The sequence below is a fragment of the Sorangium sp. So ce394 genome (assembly GCF_051474665.1).
GTDB classification, from domain to species: Bacteria; Myxococcota_A; Polyangia; order Polyangiales; family Polyangiaceae; genus Sorangium; species Sorangium cellulosum_D.
Window position 1 is genome coordinate 1,133,657 of sequence record NZ_CP150339.1, and the last position, 19,795, is coordinate 1,153,451.

13 protein-coding genes, 1 tRNA gene and 1 pseudogene are annotated in these 19,795 nt (G+C 72.2%); 7 read left to right on the forward strand and 8 right to left on the reverse strand.

Features of this window, described 5'->3' with window-relative positions; all coding sequences use genetic code 11:
• Positions 1–40 precede the first annotated feature (40 nt).
• Positions 41–1,273, reverse strand: coding sequence for a chorismate-binding protein (locus WMF33_RS04230; RefSeq protein WP_437335928.1), 1,233 nt, complete (start codon positions 1,271–1,273; stop codon positions 41–43).
• A 64-nt stretch (positions 1,274–1,337) separates the two neighbouring features.
• On the opposite strand from WMF33_RS04230, the gene WMF33_RS04235 reads away from it, so the two are divergent.
• Positions 1,338–2,012, forward strand: coding sequence for a TlpA family protein disulfide reductase (locus tag WMF33_RS04235; protein WP_437335929.1), 675 nt, complete (start codon positions 1,338–1,340; stop codon positions 2,010–2,012).
• Between the two features lie 47 nt (positions 2,013–2,059).
• Here WMF33_RS04235 and WMF33_RS04240 read toward each other — a convergent pair whose 3' ends face one another.
• Positions 2,060–2,668, reverse strand: a complete 609-nt coding sequence (locus tag WMF33_RS04240) for a response regulator (RefSeq protein WP_020732843.1) — start codon at positions 2,666–2,668, stop codon at positions 2,060–2,062.
• 525 nt (positions 2,669–3,193) lie between these two features.
• On the opposite strand from WMF33_RS04240, the gene WMF33_RS04245 reads away from it, so the two are divergent.
• Positions 3,194–3,270, forward strand: a tRNA-Pro gene (locus WMF33_RS04245).
• Between the two features lie 409 nt (positions 3,271–3,679).
• On the opposite strand, the gene WMF33_RS04250 is transcribed toward WMF33_RS04245, so the two are convergent.
• From WMF33_RS04250 to WMF33_RS04275, 6 genes are all read right to left on the reverse strand, one after another.
• Positions 3,680–6,427 (reverse strand): ATP-binding protein, encoded by a 2,748-nt coding sequence (locus WMF33_RS04250; protein ID WP_437335930.1) that lies wholly within the window; start codon positions 6,425–6,427, stop codon positions 3,680–3,682.
• A gap of 237 nt (positions 6,428–6,664) precedes the next feature.
• Positions 6,665–7,636: an electron transfer flavoprotein subunit alpha/FixB family protein gene (locus tag WMF33_RS04255; protein ID WP_437335931.1), complete on the reverse strand. Its 972-nt coding sequence runs from the start codon at positions 7,634–7,636 to the stop codon at positions 6,665–6,667.
• A gap of 72 nt (positions 7,637–7,708) precedes the next feature.
• The gene (locus WMF33_RS04260) at positions 7,709–8,536 is read right to left on the reverse strand and encodes an electron transfer flavoprotein subunit beta/FixA family protein (RefSeq protein ID WP_061622359.1); all 828 of its coding nucleotides are present in this window, start codon (positions 8,534–8,536) and stop codon (positions 7,709–7,711) included.
• Positions 8,537–9,282: 746 nt separating this feature from the next.
• Positions 9,283–10,134: a hypothetical protein gene (locus WMF33_RS04265; protein ID WP_437335932.1), complete on the reverse strand. Its 852-nt coding sequence runs from the start codon at positions 10,132–10,134 to the stop codon at positions 9,283–9,285.
• Between the two features lie 347 nt (positions 10,135–10,481).
• Complete coding sequence (locus tag WMF33_RS04270; protein ID WP_437335933.1) at positions 10,482–11,123, reverse strand: sigma-70 family RNA polymerase sigma factor; 642 nt, start codon at positions 11,121–11,123, stop codon at positions 10,482–10,484.
• 44 nt (positions 11,124–11,167) lie between these two features.
• Positions 11,168–11,488 (reverse strand): hypothetical protein, encoded by a 321-nt coding sequence (locus WMF33_RS04275; protein ID WP_437335934.1) that lies wholly within the window; start codon positions 11,486–11,488, stop codon positions 11,168–11,170.
• A gap of 395 nt (positions 11,489–11,883) precedes the next feature.
• Here WMF33_RS04275 and WMF33_RS04280 point away from each other — a divergent pair.
• From WMF33_RS04280 to WMF33_RS04300, 5 genes and pseudogenes are all read left to right on the forward strand, one after another.
• A pseudogene (locus tag WMF33_RS04280) lies at positions 11,884–13,061 on the forward strand (serine/threonine-protein kinase).
• Complete coding sequence (locus tag WMF33_RS04285; RefSeq protein ID WP_437335935.1) at positions 13,061–15,433, forward strand: protein kinase domain-containing protein; 2,373 nt, start codon at positions 13,061–13,063, stop codon at positions 15,431–15,433. Before WMF33_RS04280 ends, WMF33_RS04285 begins: the two are co-directional and overlap by 1 nt.
• Positions 15,434–15,457: 24 nt before the next feature.
• Complete coding sequence (locus WMF33_RS04290) at positions 15,458–16,528, forward strand: hypothetical protein (protein WP_437335936.1); 1,071 nt, start codon at positions 15,458–15,460, stop codon at positions 16,526–16,528.
• 134 nt (positions 16,529–16,662) lie between these two features.
• Positions 16,663–17,655 carry a PEGA domain-containing protein gene (locus tag WMF33_RS04295; RefSeq protein ID WP_437335937.1) on the forward strand — a complete coding sequence of 331 codons (993 nt, stop codon included), beginning with the start codon at positions 16,663–16,665 and terminating at the stop codon, positions 17,653–17,655.
• Between the two features lie 32 nt (positions 17,656–17,687).
• Complete coding sequence (locus WMF33_RS04300; protein ID WP_437335938.1) at positions 17,688–19,274, forward strand: hypothetical protein; 1,587 nt, start codon at positions 17,688–17,690, stop codon at positions 19,272–19,274.
• Positions 19,275–19,795: the final 521 nt, after the last annotated feature.

A 19,795-nucleotide genomic window follows, 5' to 3' on the forward strand; every position in this document is an offset into this window, starting at 1 on the left:
CGCGCTGGCCCGAGGGCGGCGCTGGCCCTGGCGGATCGCGCTAGTCGCTCCGGGACGCGTCGTCCCCAGCGGCATCCTTCTCGGCGGCGGCCTTCTCGGCGGCGGCCCTCTTCTCCTCGGCGAGGTCGTGCGCCTTGCGCGCCTCGTGCGCCGCGCGGATGGCCGACAGCGGGCCGCGCGCGTCGCGCCGCGTCCGCTCGGCTTCCGCGCGGGGCTCGCTTCCGTTCCCGATGCGCGCGCCGGTCATCACCTCGAAGTACCCGAACGCGCTCCAGACGGCGCCGAGTGTGTGCGCGATCTCGGAGCCCTCCGGCCCGAAGTACCCCACCGCGCCGCCGTAGACCCACCGCGGGCCGGCCTCCAGGCTGCGGCTGATGGCGCTCGCGCGCGCTGCCGGCTGGCCGACGGCGCTGCCGCCCGCGAGGGCGGCGCGCATCGCCTCGACGAACGACGCGTCCCCGGCGCCCGGCTCGGCCGACGCATCGCGCTCGGCGCGCACGAGCGTCTCGCCCGACGTCCCCGCGATGGCGAGCCCCGGCGCGAACGGCGACTCGGCGAAGTCGAGGAAGTAGAGGTGCGTCGACGGCGCGAGCAGCCGCAGCGCGCGGTACACGTCGAACGGATCCGCGCCGCGGAGCGGTGACCGGAACCTCCGCGCGAGCACCACCTCCGTCGCCTCGCCGGCCGCGATCCGCTCGCGCGCGGCCGCCACCTTCGCCGCGTAGCCGTCGTCGGTCACCGGCGTCTCCAGGTGCTCCGGCAGCGCCTCCGGATCGAGCGCGGGCAGGCCCGGCTGCTCCGGCCCGTGCGTCATCTCCCAGGCGCAGCGGTTCACCGCTCCCTGCGATCGGCCGGCGATGGTCATCGTCTGCGCCACGCTGTCGAACACGACGACGGTCGCGTCCTTCAGCACGCGCCCGAGGTACATCTCCTCGGGCCACGGCTCGATGCCCATGAGCTGGTGCAGCGTATCGTACGAGAGGAAGCCGACCCACGACCGGCAGACGCGCGCGGCCAGGTCGCGCGGCGAGCCCGGCGCCCCCGGCTCCGCGAGCCCCTCCGCCAGCGCCTCGAACGGGTCGAACCCGCTCGGGAGGAGGCTCTCGGCGCGCGCCCGGTACCCCAGGATCGCGTAGCGGCCCCAGCGCTCGCCGGAGACGGCGGACTCGAACATGAACGACGATCGGCCCGGCGCGTGGGCGCGGAGCGCGGCGTAGGCGCGGACCGGCGTGATGTGATCGGCCGGGAGGGTGCGGGTCACGACGGAGCTCATCGCCGCCGAGCCTACACGACGTTGCGCCGTCCGGCGAAGGAGGCCAAGGTTGCCCGGGAACACCGTGCGAAGCGCGATCGTCCTCTCGTCGGTCCTCTGCCTGGCTGCCTGCGGCGGCGCCCAGCCCGCCCCGTCCGATGCCCGCACCACCGTCGTCTCGCTGCGGAACATCGACTGCGAGGCGTGCGGCGCCGAGCTCGTCGCCGATCTGCGCGAGCGCCCCGGCGTCTACGCGGCCACGTTCGACAAGCGCCGCGCCGAGATCGCCGTCACCGCGTCGAGCTCGTTCGACGTCGCGGACGCCGTGAAGCAGCTCGCCGCCGACGAGGGGTTCGAGGCGGTGCTCGGCGGCGGCAAGGGGCAGTACCTCGGCTGGGCGACCTTCCCCGAGGGGGCGGACGCTCGGACGATCTCCGAGGGCGGCGCGGACATCCCCGATCTCGGCGCCCACGTCGTCCCGGGCAAGGTCACGGTCATCGATTTCGCGGCGAGCTGGTGCTTGCCGTGCCGCAAGCTGGACGCGCACATGGCCAAGGTGCTCCAGGCTCGTCGGGACGTCGCCTACCGCAAGCTCGACATCGGCGACTGGGGCACACCGCTCGCCCAGCGTTACCTGAAGCACGTCTCGAAGCTGCCCTACGTGATCGTCTACGACGCGACCGGCGCGCACCTGGACGCGATCGCGGGCCTCGAGCTCGACAAGCTCGACGCGGCGATCGAGCGCGGCGCGCGGCGCTGAGCCGGCGCCCGCCCGGTCGCTCGCGCGCGGCGGCGCCGGCCCGCGGCTCAGTAGTGGCCGAAGAGGTCCTGGATGCGCGACTCGAGGGCGACCGCGATCTTGTAGAGCGACGAGATGGACGCCGACGACTCGGCGCGCTCGATCTGCGAGAGCAGCGACACGCTGAGCCCCGTGCGGCGGGCCATCTGCTTGAGCGTCAGGTCCTTGTCCTTGCGGAGGTTCCTGATCGTGTCGCCGATGACGCGGTGGAGCTGCTCTTCGGGCGTCCGCGCGAGGCCCTTCTTGCGCATGACGCGGGCGAGCACCTCGCGGAACTCGTCGACGTTGAACGGCTTCTTGATGTAGTCGACCGCGTCGAGCTTCATGGACGCGACGGCGCTCTCGAGGTTGGGGAAGCCGGTGAAGATGACGACGGCGATGTCGTTGTCGACCTTGCGGATGCGCTTGAGCACCTCGATGCCGTCGAGCTTCGGCATCATGAGGTCGAGGATGATGAGGTGGTAGCCGCCCGCGCGGACCTCCTCTTCCACCGTCGTGGGATCGCCCAGCGTCTTGACCTGATAGCCGTCGCGCTCGAGCAGCGTCTGCATGTAGTCACAGATCGCCCGGTCGTCGTCGACGATCAGAATGCGCACAGCGGGAAGCTCAATTGCCACCTGTTCCTCCTCTCACGTACCCGTCGTAGGACCGCCGAAGCCGGTCGCCTTTGTCTCACGGTCGGCCGAAGCCGGTCGCCCGTGTGTCATGCACCCGCACGACCGCCGAAACCGGTCGCCCTGGTCTGTTCTGGAAGGGGCCGCACCGGCGGTCCCCTGCCCAACGCTGCGCGAGCAGGGGGCGAGGCCCTGACCGGCGCCACAGGCCCCTCGCGCTTTGCTTGCTCTCGGCAACATCGGGATTCCAGTGACACTTTAACACGGTCTGAGCAAGTCGTAGACGGGAGTTTTTTCTTGCGCTCCCCCAATTCTTGGCTTCGTGAAACGTCCGGGGCGCCGGGTGAGGCGGGAAACAGGAGTGTTTCTGGGCACTTTCCGCCGTTCGTCCGTGTTGCGGCGGGCGGGTGTTTCTGGGGGCGCGGGTTGGTGCCGGGGTGCCCTGGCTCATTTCGTCTTGACAATCGCCCCGCTCTTAGCGATGTTGCGCGCCCGCTGTTCAGCGGGCGTTGCTCTTGCGGCAGCGTACGGGGCGTAGCGCAGCCTGGTAGCGCACTCGGTTCGGGACCGAGGAGTCGGAGGTTCAAATCCTCTCGCCCCGACCATCTCTTCGACAGAGGGACAGGTCGATCGCAGCGAGGGCGTCCGTCGCCCTCGCTGGTATCCCTGTCGCCCGCGAGCGATGCTCGATGGCCTCATCGAGGCGCTGAGCCGCCGCTGTGGTCCTGCGAGCCGCCGCTGGGCCCCTTGCGCAGCCGCTCGCTGCGGCCCCTGCGCGCCGCCACTGAGCGCGCTTTACGAGCTGCCGCTGCGGGCTCCCCACCCGCGTGGGAAGGCGCTCCTAGGAAGGCGGTAGGCCCTCGGCGGGGGTGGTCGCCGCGCGGTGCACGGAGGGCTGATGTTTGAGCCTGTGTGACGTCGCTCCTCCGGCGAAGCCTGAGGAGCGACGTCACAGGCGAGTTCAGCCCTCCGTGCGCCGCGCGGCGACCACCCCCGCCGAGGGCCGGGCCCCGGCTATCCCGTGCGCCCCGCCAGGTTGGCGATCACCGCCGCGAGCTCCGACGCCTCGATCGGCTTGGGGACATGCGACTGGAACCCCGCCAGCAGCGCCCGCGTCCGGTCCTGCGCGCTCGCGTACGCCGTCAGCGCCGCCGCCGGGATGCGCCCGCCGTGCTCGGGGCTCTGCGCGCGCAGCCGCCGGATCAGGCTGTAGCCGTCCTCCCCGGGCATCCCGAGATCGCTCAGGATGACGTCGGGCTTCTCGCGCGCGATCGCCGACAGCGCCTCGTCGACCGTCGCCACCGCCGTGATGGTCGCCCCCTTGCGCTCCAGCACCGTCGTCACGAGCTCCCGCGCGTCCGGCTCGTCGTCGACCATCAGCACGCGCACGCCCTGCAGCGTCGGCTCCGCATCGGCGGCCAGGTTGCTCAGCCCCTCGGCCTTCCGGAGCGCCGCGATCGCGCCCCGCGGCGCGAGCGGGATGTCCACCGTGAACGTCGCGCCCTTGCCCTCGCCGCCGCTCTCCGCCTTCACCGTGCCGCCGTGCAGCTCGACCAGGTGGCGCGCGATCGCGAGGCCGAGCCCGAGCCCGCTGTGCGGCCGCGTGCTCGTGCTGTCGGCCTGCCGGAAGCGGTCGAACACGTACGGCAGGAACTCCGGCACGATGCCCTGGCCGGTGTCGCTCACCTGGATGCGCGCCAGGCCCTCGACCCTGCCGAGCTGGATCGACACCTTGCCGCCGCGCGGCGTGAACTTGATCGCGTTCGACAGGAGGTTCCACACCACCTGCTGCAGCCGCGTCTGGTCGCCCGAGATCGGCCCCGCGCCCGCGTCGAGCTGCACCGCGAGCTCGATCCCCTTCGCGTCCGCGCCGTGGCGGACCGCGTCGATGGCCGCGTTGATGATCGGCGGCAGATCCACGAGCATCACGTCGAGCCGCAGCTTGCCGGTGATGATGCGGGAGGCGTCGAGCAGATCCTCGACGAGCTGCGCCTGGAGCGTGCCGTTGCGCTCGATCGCCTCGAGCGCGCGGACGTGCGTGTCCGGCTTCAGCGAGCCCTGCCGGAGCATGCGCGCCCAGCCGAGGATCGCGGTGAGCGGCGTCCTGAGCTCGTGGGAGAGCGTGGCGAGGAACTCGTCCTTCGCCCGGTTGACCTGCTGCGACTCGCGGTAGAGCTGCGCGTTGTCGAGCGCGAGCGCCGCGAAGTTGCAGAGCTCCTCGGCGAGCGCGAGATCGTCGACGCCGTAGCGCCGGCTCGACTCGGTCGAGAACAGCGTGATCGCGCCGCGCGTCCGGCCGCGCGCGCGCAGCGGGACGACCATCGCCGAGCGGACGCCGAGCTCCCGGAGCAGCGCGGGGTAGACCGGATCGTGCGCGCCGGACAAGGCCTCGTCGCCGGGCTCTGGCGACGAGGCCCGCTGCCACGCCATGCCGTCGACCTCCGGGAGCAGCAGCGACTCGCCGCACCGGAGCACCGCGTGCACCGCGCGCGGCACCTCGGGGTCGCTCGGGTAGCGGGCCGACAGCTCCTTGCCGAGCGCCTGCTTCGCGGTGCTCGCGTGCACGGCCGCGAGCCGGCTCAGCGAGCCGTCGGGCTCGACGATGTCCACCACCGCCGCGTCGGCGATGTGCGGCACCGCGAGGCGCGCGACGTTGGACAGGGTCGTGTCATACTCGAGGCCGGACAGCGCGAGCTGCCGGCTCGCCTCGCCGATGAAGTAGCGCCGCTTGTCGGCGAGCCGCTTCTCCGTCACGTCGCGGAAGACCAGCACGAGCCCGACGAGATCGCCGTCGTCGCTCCGGATCGGCGCCCCGCTCGAGTCGATCGCGAGCTCCGAGCCGTCCCTGCGCAGGAGCAGCGTGGTGTCGTCGAGCCCGATGATGCCGCCGTGGCGCAGCACCTCGGTGACCGGGTTGTCGAGGTCGTCGCGCGTCTGCTCGGAGATGACGCGGAAGACCTCGGACAGCCGGCGATCCCGCGCCTCGTCGAGCGTCCACCCGGTCAGCTTCTCGGCCACGGCGTTCATGAAGTCGATCCGGCCCGAGCCGTCGGTCGAGATCACCGCGTCGCCGATGCTCTTCAGCGTCGTCGAGAACTTGGTCCTGCTGACGCGCAGGTCCGCCTCGAGCTGCTTGAACTGGGTGATGTCGGCGAAGATCGAGACGGCGCCGAGCAGCTCGCCCTCCGGCGAGAAGAGCGGCGCGCAGCTCCCGAGCATCATCCCGTGGGTGCCGTCGAAGCGCTGGAAGTGGAGCTCCTCGGCGGGCACGCTCTCCCGGCTGGAGAGGCACCGCGCCATCGACCAGTCCCCGCCCTCGAACGGCCGGCCGTCTGGGTGGAACGCGCGGTAGCGCCCCCACCCCTCGACGGTGTTGGCGGTGGTGCTGCCGGCCCAGATGCGCTCGGACGCCCGGTTCTGGAGGATCAGCTTGCCCTGCGCGTCGGAGACGATGATGCCGTGCGGGCTCTCGCTGAGCAGCGCGTCGAGCAGCCCGCGCTCGTGCCGGGTGATGGCGCGCAGCCGCTCGACCTCGCGGCGCAGCGTCTCGATCTCCGTGTCGATGGGCGGCACCGACGCGGCGAGCGGCGTGAGCTCGAACGAGGCGCTCGCGGCCGGGTCGAGGCTCACGATCGCGCGATCGATCTCCATGACCGCCGGGCCGATGAGCCGGCGCTGCTCGGCGGTCGCGGCGGCCTCGAGGAGCGATGCCCGCGCCTGCGCAAGGGCCGTGACGATCGGGATGTCCGAACGTTCGGGCATGGCTTCAAGGGATCCCACGGCCGCCGGACGCGAACAAGATGCTATGCGAGCGACCTGACACGGAATTTACGTTGCCGTACGTGGACTTCTCGCTGGACGGACTCTTCCGGTAGGCCGGGGCACGGCCGGGGCCTGCTTTGTAGGGAGCGGGGCGGCGCGCCCCGGCGGGGCCGGTCGCGGCGCGCCCCGGCGGGGCCGGGCGCGGCCGTCGGCTTCGCGCCGCGCGCGCCGCCTGGATCAGCCGCGCGCGGCCTGGATCTGCTTCACGAGCTCGGGCACGGTCGTGAAGAGGTCGGCGACCAGGCCGTAGTCGGCGACCTGGAAGATCGGCGCGTCGGCGTCCTTGTTGATGGCCACGATGACCTTCGAGCCCTTCATCCCGGCGAGGTGCTGGATGGCGCCGGAGATGCCGACGGCGACGTAGAGCGACGGCGCGACGACCTTGCCCGTCTGGCCGACCTGCAGGTCGCTGGCGGCGTAGCCGGCGTCGCACGCGGCGCGGCTCGCGCCGACCGCGGCGCCGAGGACATCGGCGAGCGGGTCGAGGACCTCGTTGAACCGCTCCTTCAGCGCGCGGCCGCCGGAGACGACGACCTTGGCCTCGGTGAGCTCGGGGCGCTCGCTCTTCACCTGGTCGAAGGAGACGAACTCCACGCGCTCCGCGGCGGCGCTCGGCGCGACGACCGCGACCTGCTCGACGGGCGACTTCGACCCGGCGGGCTCGGCGGGGGCGAACGCGCTCTGCCGCACGCTCACGACCTGGATCGGGGTCGCGACGGAGCAGATCCCGTACGCGTTGCCGGCGTACATCGGGCGCTTGTACTTGAGCGTCGCGCCTTCGGCCACGAGCTCGGAGATGTCGCTCGCGAACCCGGCCGAGAGCCGCGCGGCCACGCGCGGGAGCAGGTCCTTGCCGTAGGCGCTCGCGGTGCCCACGACGACCGCGTAGCCCTTCGCGGCCGCCGCGACGGTCGGCACGTAGCGCTCGGCCACGTAGTCCTTGAGCGCGCTCGACTCGGCGACGAGCACCTTGGCCGCGCCGAGCGTCGCCGCCTCGGCGGCTGCATCGCCGAGGGCGTCGCCGATCACGAGGATCGCGTACGTCCCGCCGAGCGCCGCCGCCGCCTGCCTGGCGAACGTGACCGCGGAGTGCGTCGTCTTCTTCAGCTTTCCTTCGGCGGCCTCGGCCACCACGAGAACGTCAGCCATGATCCCTCCTGCACCTCCTCAAATGGTGTCGGTTCACCCCCGCGCGGGCGGGGATGTGCCCTTCGGGTCCCGTCAGAGGACCTTCGCCTCGTTCTTGAGGCGGGTGACGAGCTCACCGACGTCCTTCACCTTGATGCCCGCCTTGCGCGCCGGGGGCGGCTGGAACGCGTGGTACTGGACCTTGAGCGCCTGGTCGGCGGCGAGGTCGGCGAGCTTCACCTCGGCGAGGGGCTTCTTCTTGGCGGCCATGATGGCGGGGAGCGCCGCGAAGCGCACGCCGTCGTTGTACTTGAAGGCGGGCGCGGTCTTCATCGAGTAGACGCTGGTCGGCGCGACGATGCGGAGGTCGACCGTGACGACGGCCGGCAGGCGCACGCGGAGGGTGGCGACGCCGCCGTCGACCTCGCGGCCGACGAGCAGGGCGCCCTTCTCTTCCTTGAGGGTCGCGGCGAAGGTGGCGAGCGGCCAGTCGAGCAGCTCGGCGAGGATCTGGCCGACCTGGTTCGAGTCGCCGTCGACGGCCTGCTTGCCCATGACCACGGCGTCGGGCTTCTCGCGCTCGACGAGCGTCTTGAGCGCGCGGGCGACGAGGTCGCCGTCGAGCTTGTCGTCGGTGACGTCGACGCGGATGGCGCGGTCGGCGCCGGTGGCGAGGGCGGCGCGGAGGGTCTGCTCGGTCTCCTTGGGCCCGAAGGTGACGACGATGACCTCGCCCGCCCGCGTCTTCGGCGCCTTGCCGTCCTCGGTCAGGCGCAGCGCTGCTTCGAGCGCGTATTCGTCGAACGGGTTCGGTTTCCACTCGAGCCCGGTCGTCTCGATTTTGTCCCCTGACGCAGGGATCTTCACCTTGTTCGCGTTATCCGGATCGGCGACGCGCTTGAGCGGAACGAGGATCTTCACGGCTCGGTTGGCTCCTGTGGCTGTGGGGGTAACGCAGAGCGTAGTCCGCCCGGGCAGGGGCGCGCCACACGACAGACGGGCCGGCGGACCCGAGCGTGGATCCGGCGAGCCCGACTGAAATAGCGCGCCCGAGGCGGAGGAAAGCGGTCATGGCAGCGCCGACGTGGTGCGTCAAGCAGACGCGGCGGTTCTTGTGGGATGGAGACGACTCGTTGTGAGGAATCTCGCGGAGGGGAAGGGCGCCCGGGGTGAGCCGGTGTGAGGGCGTGAGGGAGCTCGCGGCGGGGAGGGGAGGGAGCGGGGGTGTGAGCGGCGGAGAGGGGGCCGGCGGCGGGGGAGCGTGACGGAGGTGATCCGTTGGAGAGGGGGTGGCGGCGGGGGGCGAGGCGGAGGCGATCCGTTGAGAGGGGCTGGCGGCGGGGGGCGATAACGGATCGAGTCCGTTGCGAGAGCCTGCCGGGAAGGGCTCTCCTTGGATCGAGTCGGTCAGGAGGGCCTGCGCGCAGGGGGGCTCAACGGATTGAGTCCGTCGGTCGGCCGCGCGTGCAGGAGGGGCTCAACGGATCGCGTTTATCAGGAGGGCCCGCGCGCAGGGGGGGCTCGACGGATCGAGTTTGTCAGGAGGCCCCGCGCGCAGGGGGGCTCGACGGATCGAGTTTGTCAGGAGGCCCCGCGCGCAGGGGGGCTCGACGGATCGAGTTTGTCAGGAGGCCCCGCGCGCAGGGGGCCTTGATGGACGGAGTCTGTCAGGAAGGCCTGCCGTCAGGGCCGGCGCGTCGATCCACCCCGGCGGCGGGCGCTTCCCCATCGGTCGCGGGCTCGCCTGTGCCGCCGGCGGCCGGCGGAGCGACGTCCTCCGCGTCGTTCTCCTTGCCGCTCGCGCGCCGGCGCTCGGCCTTGGCCGTCTCGCGCTCGAGCGGCGCGAGCAGCCGGCGCGTCGTCTCCGCGTCGGCCTCCTCGAGCTCCAGCATCTGGAGCACGCTGCGCATCACCTTGATCCAGCGGTTGCGCGCCCGGAGCTGCCCGCCGCGCGGATCCGCCGCGCCCGGCCTGTCCTGCGCCTCCAGGTGGACGCGCCGCGCGTCGAGCTTGCCCAGGTCGTCGCCCGCGGCGAACCACGCTTGCACCGCCTTGAGCAGGTTGCCCCCCGGCGTCGGCAGCGCCTTGAGCGCCGCCTTCGACTCCGGCGTCAGCCGGTCGCGCGCGAGCTTCACCTCGCCCGCCTCATCGCTGTAGCTCGCCGAGATGAACTTCAGCCCATCCGCGAAGAGCTGATCTCGAATCTCGAGATAGATCGCCGCGTCCTCGGGATCGTCGGCGAGATCGGCGAACCCGGTGAGCACCGCGTGCGCGCCGCGGGCTTTGCGGTCGTGAACCTGGTCGGTCGCGACCTGCTTTTGCTGGATCGCGGCGAGCTCGTCGTTCGCCTTCTTCGGCGGGCGGTGCGACTTCAAGATACCGTCGTGCGCGGCCTCGATATCGTCGATGAGCGGGGCGCACCGCTTCAGCGACACGAGGAGCGGCCTTTCGCGCTCCGGGTCGAGCCACGCGGCCGTGATCTGAACCATCTGACGAGGAGAGAGGTCTTTGAGCGCCATGGTGCCTCCTTGGCTTTCCTCCGGCGGCGATCGCCGGGGAACGCACCATCGGGCAGGCTCCCAGGTCGAGCGCTGTCTGGGAAGGACGCTCGCGCGACGCGAACGTGCCCTGGCCACCATCACGGCGGCAGTTTTTCCGCCGGCGTGAACCGGAGCCGCGCGGCGCCGGCTTCCTGCGGCCGTCTCGCCTCGCGGGCGAGGCGCCGAGGGGCCGCGCCCTCGCCGATTGACGCCCTGGTCCGGAGCTTCAAAACGGCATGCGGTGATGGACCTTCAGGACCAAGTATGATGAGGAGACTCTCGAGCCTGGTGCCGGTGCTCGAGGGCGGCCCGACGCGGTGATTTCCTTAAAGCCGCTCGCTCGGCGGCGGCTCGTCCACCTCGCTGGCCCGCAGATCGCCCCGGAGCCGCCGCCGCAGCTGTTCGTCCATGCGCGTCGCGTACTTCTCGTGCACGCCGAGCGCCGCGGCGACCTTGGCCCAGGAGAGGTCCTGCCAGTACCGGAGCTCGATGAGCCGCGCCTCCCGCTCGTCGAGGCCGCGGAGCGCCGTTCGGAGCGCCTCGAGGGCCTGGGTGCGCGCCATCGTGTCCTCGGGGTGCGCCCGGAGCCGCTCGCCGGCGCTTGCGACGAAGCGCGCGAAGACGAGCGCGCGACACTGGTCCTTGAGCTGGCTCAAGGCGTCGGCGTCGTCGTCGCCGAACGGATCGCTCGCGTCGCGCATCGACTCGGCCGCGTCGAGCGCGGCGTCGAGGCCGGCGCGACGGAACGACGCCTCGCGGGTGAGCAGCCGGATGACGGCGCCGGCCACCCGCTTCCAGGCATAAACGCCGAACGGGACGCCGCGCGCCGCGTCGTATCCGGGGCTCGCCTCGAGGAGCGCTTGATAGGCCGTCTGCTCGCAGTCCTCCAGGCCCTGTCGCGTCCGCACGCCGTAGACCCGCGCGGTCGTCCGCGCGACGTGGCGCGCCATCGGGAGCGCCTCCAGCACGCGCTCATGATCCGGAGGAGATGGGGGCGGACGCTGGCTGCCCGTCACCGCCGCCCACCGAAGGTCCCGTCGCCACGCTCCGGCGCCGCCGGGGTCGCCATCGACCCTTCCGTCCCCGCGCCCTCGCGGGCCACCTCGCCGCTCTCGGACAGGACAGGAGGCCTCGCCCGCAAGCGATCGTAGAGCGGCATCGACGCCGGGTGCGTCGTGATGAAGATCTCGAGGAGCCTGCGGTAGTCCTCGATCTCCTCGGGCGAGAGCGCCCCGAGGTAGGGGCTCAGCGCGTCGGCGACACAGGCTTCGACGAGGGGATCGACGTCGCCCGTCGTGTCCAGGTCGTCGTGCTCGGGAGCTTCGTGCGTCATGGGGCCTCGCGTGGCGGGACCCCGCGTGCGGCGCGGCGCCCCTTCGTCCTTCCTCTTCTCAAATCACCATCGGTGGACCGGTTCGGACAGGGAAAGCGACGCCCCCGTCGTTTTTCTGCGCCGCCCGGGCGGGCGCGGCGGCGGCGGGCGCGGGCCGGGGGCGGATGCGCGGGCGTTCGTGGCCAGGCAAGTACGTGAATCGACGCTGCTTTTCAACAATCGACCGCGCCGGTGCATTTTCTCTGTCGGAACCGGCCCCGTGCTCGTGATTTCCCCTTCAGGAGAGCACGCCGGTGGCACGCCTCACGTCAGGCAGCGCAGGGCCTCCCCACGGCGGGAGGGACGAGCTGGAAGGAACGCCCTACCGGGCGCTCCGGCGGCTCGGGCGCGGGGGCATGGGGGAGGCGATCGAGGCGGAGCACCGCGCGCTCCGGAAGCGGGTCGTGGTGAAGCTGGTCCGCCGCGCGCTCGCCGGGGATCCGCGGTTCGCCGACCGGCTGCGGGTCGAGGCGCAGGCGCTGGCGGCGGTCTCGTCGCCGCACGTCGTGGCGGTCCTCGACCTGGGACGGACGCCGGCGGGGCGGCCCTACCTCGTGATGGAGCGGCTCGAGGGCAGGACGCTGGGGGAGGAGCTCGTGCAGCGGGGGCGTTGCCGGTGGCCGAGGCGATCGAGCTGGTGCGGCAGGTGCTGGCGGGGCTCGCGGCGGCGCATCGGGTCGGGCTCGTGCACCGCGACGTGAAGCTCGACAACGTGTTCCTGTGCGCGCCGGGGTCGGCGGCGCCGGGCGGCGGCCGCGTCGCAAAGCTGCTCGACTTCGGGGTCGCGAAGGTGCTCGACGGGGGCATCGCGCCGGGCGCGGCGGGCGCGGAGCGGCCCTTTGCCCTGGAGGGGCCGGCGTATCCGACCGAGGCCGGGTTGCTCGTCGGGACCCCGCGAACGGCCTCGCCGGAGCAGGCGCGATGCCAGCCGGTCGACGCGCGGGCGGACGTGTATGCCGTTGGGCTGCTGATGTATACGCTCCTGGTGGGGCACGGGCCGTTCGCTCACCTGGACGACGCGCTGGAGGTGCTCCGCGCGCACGTGCTGGAAGCGCCGGCGGCTCCGTCGCGGCGCGCCGCGCAGCCCATCCCGCCGGCGCTGGACCGGGCCGTGCTGAAGGCGCTGGCGAAGCGGCCGGAGGACCGGTTTCAGAGCGCCGAGGCGTTCGCGGAGGAGCTGGGGAGGATCGCGGCGGAGCTGGGGGAGGCGGGAGGGAGCGCGCGGGGGGCGGGGGTGGCGGGGACGGGGGGAGCGGAGCGGGCGGCGTCGTCGGCGGCGGCAGAGCGAGCATCGAAGGGGGCGATGGCTGGCGGAGGGGAGGCGGAGGCAGCGTGGACGCCGGAGATCGGGGCGTGGTTCGAGGCGATGCCGGACGGTGCCGGCGGGGCAGGGGCTCGCGCGTGCGTGGCGGCGGACGCGGGGGAGGGGGCGGCGCCGGTGGACGCGCGGCTGTTCGCGGCGCTCACGGCGGGGAGCACGGTGGTGTTCTCGCTGATCGCGGCGCTGCTGCTGCGCGGCCTGGGGGTGTGGTGATGGCGCGTGAGGCGCTGAAGGCCGGGGACGTGTTCCTGGACTACCGGATCACGGAGGTGATCGACGCGGGTGGGATGGGAGAAGTGTACAAGGCGGTGGAGGACTACTCGGAGGATGTCGTGGCGATCAAGTGCATGTCGCCGCGGCACGTGAGGAGAGAGGACTTCGCGAGGCGGTTCCGGCAGGAGTGCAAGTTCTATCCGAAGCTGAAGCACCCGAACATCGTGAGGATGAGGAAGGCCGGGGTGTCGGCGGACGAGGTGGCGTATATCGTAATGGACTACCTCGAGGGTCGGACGCTGAGGAAGGTGCTGAACAAGATCTACCGCCTGGATTTTTTGAGCGCGATGCACGTGATGCTGCAGGTGGCGGACGCGATGACGTTCGTGCACTCGAAGGGGATATGGCACCGCGACCTGAAGCCCGAGAACATCATGGTGGGGGCGAAGGGTGACGCGAAGGGTCACGTGTGGCTGCTCGACTTCGGGATAGCGAAGTTCGCCGATGGGGGGATGAACACGGACGACCTGCCGGACGTGGGCACGGTGAGGTACATCTCACCGGAGCAGGTGAAGATGCTGTACGCGGCGTCGAAGAAGGCGGAGCGCGGGGAGGGGGCGAGGCCGGACGGTCGGACGGATATTTACGCGTTCGGGGCGATCTTTTACGAGGTGCTGACGGGCAAGCACCTGTTCTTGGACGACAGCGAGGCGGCGACAGCGGAGGAGACGCTGACGGGGCACCTCGTGGCGGCGCCGGAGCCTGTGCACGAGCTGGTGCCGGATTGCCCCGAGTTCGTGTGGCCGGTGGTGGCGCGTTGCATCGCGATCGACCGAGAGGAGCGGTATCCGAGGTTCGACGAGGTGGCGCGGGACCTGCGGGGGCTCTTGAGGGACACGGTGCCGGCGGGGCACGTGCTGGCGCAGCGGCTGGCGCAGGAGCGGATGAGGGCGGAGCGGCAGGCGGCGTTCGCCGGGGTGGAGCTGGAGGACAGCGCGCCGGTGGCGGGAGAGGCGGGGGAGGCGCGCGGCGAGAGCGGGAGAGAGGGGGGTGGGATGGTGCGGGGGAGCGAGGGAGAAGAAGAGAAGAAGAGGGCGCGGCGGGTGGTGCACGGGGAGACGGCGCCGCTGGAGCAATTCGTGGCGCCGGCGAGCCCGCTGCCGTTCGCGCCGGCGTCGCGGGAGCCGGCACGGGTGCCGCGCGGGCGGGGGGTGGGGTATACGGAGCCGCTGCCGCCGACGCTGGCGCCGCTGCCGGTGCGCGGGAGCGCGGGGGGGCGCGGGAACGCGGCGCCGCGAGAGGCGACGGCGGTGCTGCCGGGGGCGTGGGCGGAGAGGGCGGCGGCGCGAGGAGGGCCGCCGGGAGCCGCGGCGCAGTATCCGTCTGCGCCGCCGCTCGACGTGGGAGCGCAGCGGGCGGTGCCGACGCCGGTGCCGGTGATGGAGACGCTGCACGCGGCGCCGCTGCAGTCGCCGTGGAGGGAAGCGCAGCGAGCGGTGCCGCCGTCGGAGATCGCGTCGGCGCAGATGATGCCGCAGCAGCGGGAGGTTGCGGCGCAGTACGGGACGCCGCAGCAGCGGGAGGTCGCGGCGCAGTACGCGACGCCGCCGTTGCCGATGACCGAGATGCAGTACGCGACGCCGCCGTTGCCGATGACCGAGATGCAGCGAGCGGCATCGGCGCCGCCGCTGGTCGCGGGACCGCCTGCGGCGCCGAGCTCGGTGACGGCGCCGAGCGCGCAAGCGCCTGGGTCATTGCAGAGAGAGGCGCCGAGGATGCCGGCGGCGATGCTCGTGCAGCCGCGGCGAGCGACGCGTGTGTACGTGCTGGCGCCGCTTTTGGCGCTGGTGATGACGGTCGTGGGCGTGGGAGCGGCGGTGGGGCTCCGAGCGATGAGGGGCGCCGCGCCAGAGGGGGCGACAGGAGCGCCGGCGGTCACGGCGACGCCGGCCGAGAGCGTGTCGGCGAGCGCGGCGGCGGCGAGCGCCGTTGCGCCGGTGCCGGAGCCGGTTCCCGCCGCACCCGCGCCGAAGGCGACAGCGAGCGCGGGGGCGGTGAGCACGGCCGAGGGGGCTGCGGATGTCGGGGTGCCCGCGAAGGCCGAGGCGGTTGCGGAAGCGGAGCCACCCCCTTCCAAGGAGCAACCGCCGGTGAGAGAGCCGTCGCTGGAGAAGGCGGCGCCGGTGAGGACGGCGCCGGCGGAGGATGAGGACGACGTCTACCCGATGCCGAAGCGGCAGAAGCCGTCGTTTCTGCGGGTGCTATCGGAGGAGAAGAAGAAGGCGGCGCCGGGGCAGAAGGCAGCGCCTGCGGATGCAGGTGGCGCGAAGCCAAAAGGCCCGTGCGAGTCGGCGGGGTGCAGGCCGTTCTAGTCGCTGAGGAGAGAGGTCTTCGAGATGAGCAGCAACAAGGACAGCGACGACGTCCGGCAGTACCTGCCGGACCTAGAGAGCATCCGGCGCGAGGCGGATCCGGCGGTAGCGGAGCGGAAGCTGCAGCAGGCGCTGAACAACCCGGAGCTGGACCGGGCGCTGTCCGAGATGCAGGAGCAGAAGCCGACGGGGCAGCCGCTGTTCCAGTTCCCGGTGGTGCCGGCGGTGCCCCACGGGCACGCGGCGCCGTCGGGGGCGGCGGTGCGGCCGGGGTCGCCGCCGCTGCCGGGGGCGGGGGCGCAGCACGGCGCGGTGGGGCCGCCGCCGCTGCCGGGGGCGGCGGCGCAGCAGGGCGCAGCGGTAGCGCATCGAGGAGCGGCGGTAGCGCATCACGGACCAGCGGCGGCGCACCACGTACCAGCGGCGGCGCAGCAGGGCGCAGCGGCGGCGCATCACGCACCAGCGGCGGCGCATCACAGATCGGCGGTGCCGCTGTACGGTGGCGCGGCAGCGCCGCTGGGAGCGGCGATGCCCGGTGCCGTGGTTCCACGGAGCACGGTTGCGCAGCAGGGGGCGATGGCGCCGAGCCAGTGGGCGGATCGTACGCTGCCGCCGATCGACAAGTCGCTGCTGCCGTCGTCGTTGCTGCCGATCACACCGCCGCCGGTGGCGACGCCGAAGACGCCGGCCAGCGCGCCGGCGACCGCGAAGCGCCGGCCGTGGATGCCGACGTGGCTGATGGTCGTGCTTGCGGTGTTCGCGGTGAGCATGCCGTTCGTGCTGGCGGCGCTGCTGCTGCGAGAGACGCCGCCGAAGGAGCGGCAGCCAGCGCCGCCGTTGAGCGCGGCGCCGGCGCGGAGCGCGCTGCCGGCGGTGAGCGCGCCGGGACGTGAGCAAGTCGCTGCCGAGGGCGAGCCGCCCGCGCCGTCGGAGGCCGTTGAGCCAAGCCTGGACGATGGCGCGACCGAGAGCGAACCGCGAGCGCCAGCCCCGTCGGCGCCAGCGCGGTCGGCGAGTGCGGTTCCGCGTCGCCCGCAGGCGCCGGCCGCGCCGGCATCTACCGAGAAGCCGCTCGCGAAGGAGTTGATGGAGTGAAACCGCGTGGAGCCACGATGATGATCTGTCGAACATTTGCCGTCTTGCTCACTGTAGCGACCGTGATCGCCGCCCCTGAGACCGCTGCCGCACAGCCCGCGTCATCGCAGGAAACTGCTCGAGGTGCCGATGAGGTGAAGCGCGCCGATGCGTCGTACCGGAAAGGCCTGCGTCTTTATACGGACGGCAAGTACGCCGAGGCGGAGGCGGAGCTCCAGTCGGCGTGGGAGCTGAACCCGACGTATGACGTGGCGTACAACCTCGGGCTCACGAAGTACCAGCTGAAGAAGCACAAGGAGGCGGCGCAGCACCTGTCGTTCGCGCTGAGGCACTGGCCGCTGATGAAGGCGGCGGCCGAGAAGAGACCGGAGGCGGAGCGGCGGCTGGCGGTGTCGCGAGCGCTCGTGGGGGCGGTGAACGTGATGGTCAGCGTGGCTGGAGCGGAGGTGCTGGTGGACGGCACGGCCGTGGGGAAGACGCCGCTCGAAGGCGCCGTGTTCGTCGACCCCGGCGAGCACCGGGTGGAGGCGCGGCTCTTGGGATACGAGACGGCGAGCCAGACGGTGAGCGTTGCGAAGGGAGGGACGGCGGAGGTGACGCTGGCGATGGCGCCGGCGAAGAGCGAGCCGCAGGCGGCGGCGCCGGGCGCAAAGGCGGCGGAGGGTGCGAGCGCGCCGGGCGCGGGGGCCGGCGCGCCTGCGGCAGCGCTGGCGCCTGGAGCGCCGGTGGAGCCGGCATCGCCGCCGCAGCCAAGGAGCTGGGTGCCGGTGATCGCCCTCGGGGCGGCGAGCGTGGTGGGGCTCGGCGTGGGGATCGGGACGACGGTCGCGTCGAACGCTGCGAGCGATGACGCCCACAAGCAGAGCGCTGCGATCATTCAGGGTCGCGGACAGTGCGTGAAGCCGGAGTCATCGTGGGCCGGGCCATGCGAACAGGTCCGGAACGATGCATCGCGTGCCGACACGCTGGGGAACGTCGCACGCGTGGCGTTCATCGCGTCGGGCGCATTCGCGATCGCCGCGGCAACGTACGTTCTCTGGCCGAGGCCGAAGCGCTCCGAGTCTGCCGTTGCGCTGCCCGTGGTGCACTCGGATGGCGCGGGCGTCGCAGTGATGGGGGCTTGGTGATGGAGTTCCGGAAGGCAAGGCACATGCGGAACATGCGCAGAACATTCGGCGGGCTGGCGTTCGTCTTGGCGGTCGGCGGTTGCGATAGCTTCTGGAGCCATCTGGCGGAAGACTGCGAGCTCCTGGTCACCTGCGACCATTTCTATCCGTCAGGCACAGGCGGTAGCACGCCGAACCCCGCGTGCGCGGGGGACCCGACGCAGGACGCGAGCGCCGTGAGCGACGAGTGTGCGGTGTTCGTGAGCGCGAATGCGGGGTCGGGCGGCGACGGTACGAAAGCGAATCCGTACGCGTCGCTCAGCGATGCTGTAGCGAACGCGAAGGGCAAGCGGGTGCTTGCGTGCGCGAGCGGAGCGTTCGAGGAGAGCGTGAGGATCGAGGCCGGGGTCGAGGTGATCGGGGGCTTCGACTGCAAGGCGGGGTGGACGTGGAGCGAGCAGGCGCGGAGCACGATCGAGGGGCGTGCGGGGGCGGCGGCGCTGACGCTGACGGAGACCGCGAGCGGGGCGAAGGTGCGGAGCTTCGCGATCCGCGCGGCGGACGCGAAGGACGCGACCGCCGAGGCGCACGAGACGGAGGCGGGAAGGTCGTCGATCGGCGTGGTGGTGGCGGACATCGAGGCGGAACTGGCGCAGGTGGACGTGACCGCGGGCGATGGGATAGACGGCGCGAAGGGCGAGCCGCCGACGGAGGCGCCGCAGGTGGGGGCGAGCGCGTCGGCGGAGGTGTCGAAAGCGTGCGAGACCGTCGTCTACGGCGGCGGGCCCGGTGTGACGACGTGTGAGGACGGCGAGACGCGCGGCGGTGCCGGTGGGCTCGGTGGGATCACCGACTCTGACGAAGGCAACGGGCAGAACGGGGCAGACGGTGCGCCGCTGCCGGAGCCGAACCCTGAGGAGTACGGGGTAGGCGGCGCAGGGCAAACCGGAGCGAACTGCAGGCTCGGACAGCCAGGCGCGCCAGGTGACTCTGGCGACCCCGGTGCCGCCGGTAGCGAGACGCAGCTGACGCTCGCCGGAATCGAGGGCGGCGACGGAGGCAACGGGATGACGGGGAAGAAGGGGCAAGGGGGAGGCGGTGGCGGTGGGGCGAAAGCAGGGCGGTTCTGTGGACCCGCAGCGAACCCGATGGATGGGCCCGGCGCGAGCGGCGGCGGGGGCGGCGCCGGAGGCTGCGGGGGCAAGGGAGGCGGCGGCGGGAAGGCCGGCGGTTCGAGCATCGGGATCGTGAGCCTGGGGACGAAGCTTGTGCTGACGGAGGTGACGGTCGAGGTGGGTACGGCGGGCAAGGGCGGAGATGGCGTGATCGGGCAGAACGGGGCCGACGGCGGCGCTGGTGCTATGGGCGGCGCAGCGTCGCAGAACCCGCCCTCAATCCCCGGCTGCGACGGCGGAAAAGGCGGTCGAGGCGGACCTGGCGGCCCGGGCGGAGGCGGTCGAGGCGGCTACGCGGTGGGTGTCGCCTACGCCGCGGCGCCGAGCGCGGCGGTTGCGCTGAAGAGCTTCATGGGGGGCACTGCCGGCGACGGAGGCAGCACGGCGCCGGGCGGGAAGGGCGGCGAAGCGGGTGAGAGTGGAGAATGTTGGGACTTCACCGCCAATGCGAGCTGCGGGCAGTGAGAGATGCGGTGTTGTCGCGTGGTAATTTCGTGGAGCTCAACGGAATTCACTTGGTCGAATAATGAGGGCTGCGGCTCGTGAGCTGCTGAGCTGAAGGAGCGAACAAGAAATGAGTGGACGCACCCCGAGCCGGGGTGGTAGGGACTGGTTTGTCGCGGAAACGCGGCACGGTGGGCTGCCCGGCGCTGACAACCTCGCCACCCAAGAGTGGAATGCCCAAGGCGCGGGCGGACGGACCGTCGATCTGCTGAATCCTTCTGCGTCGGGCCGCGAGCGCGGATGTCATCCGACGGTCGCTGAAGGCAGCCCAGCAGCAGATCGCTCTTACGCGGCGGGACGCCCGCGAGCCGTGGCCATGGCCGGGTGGAGGCGTCGCAGTGCAGCATCGAGAGCCGTCGGCGCTCCGGGGACCCCTCCCGTTCCGCGCGTAGCGCGGGATTTGGGAGGGGCGGACCGCGCGCAGGCCCGAAGGGCCGAGCACGGGCCAGGGGTGGGCATCGTTGTATTGCTCTCTCTCCTTC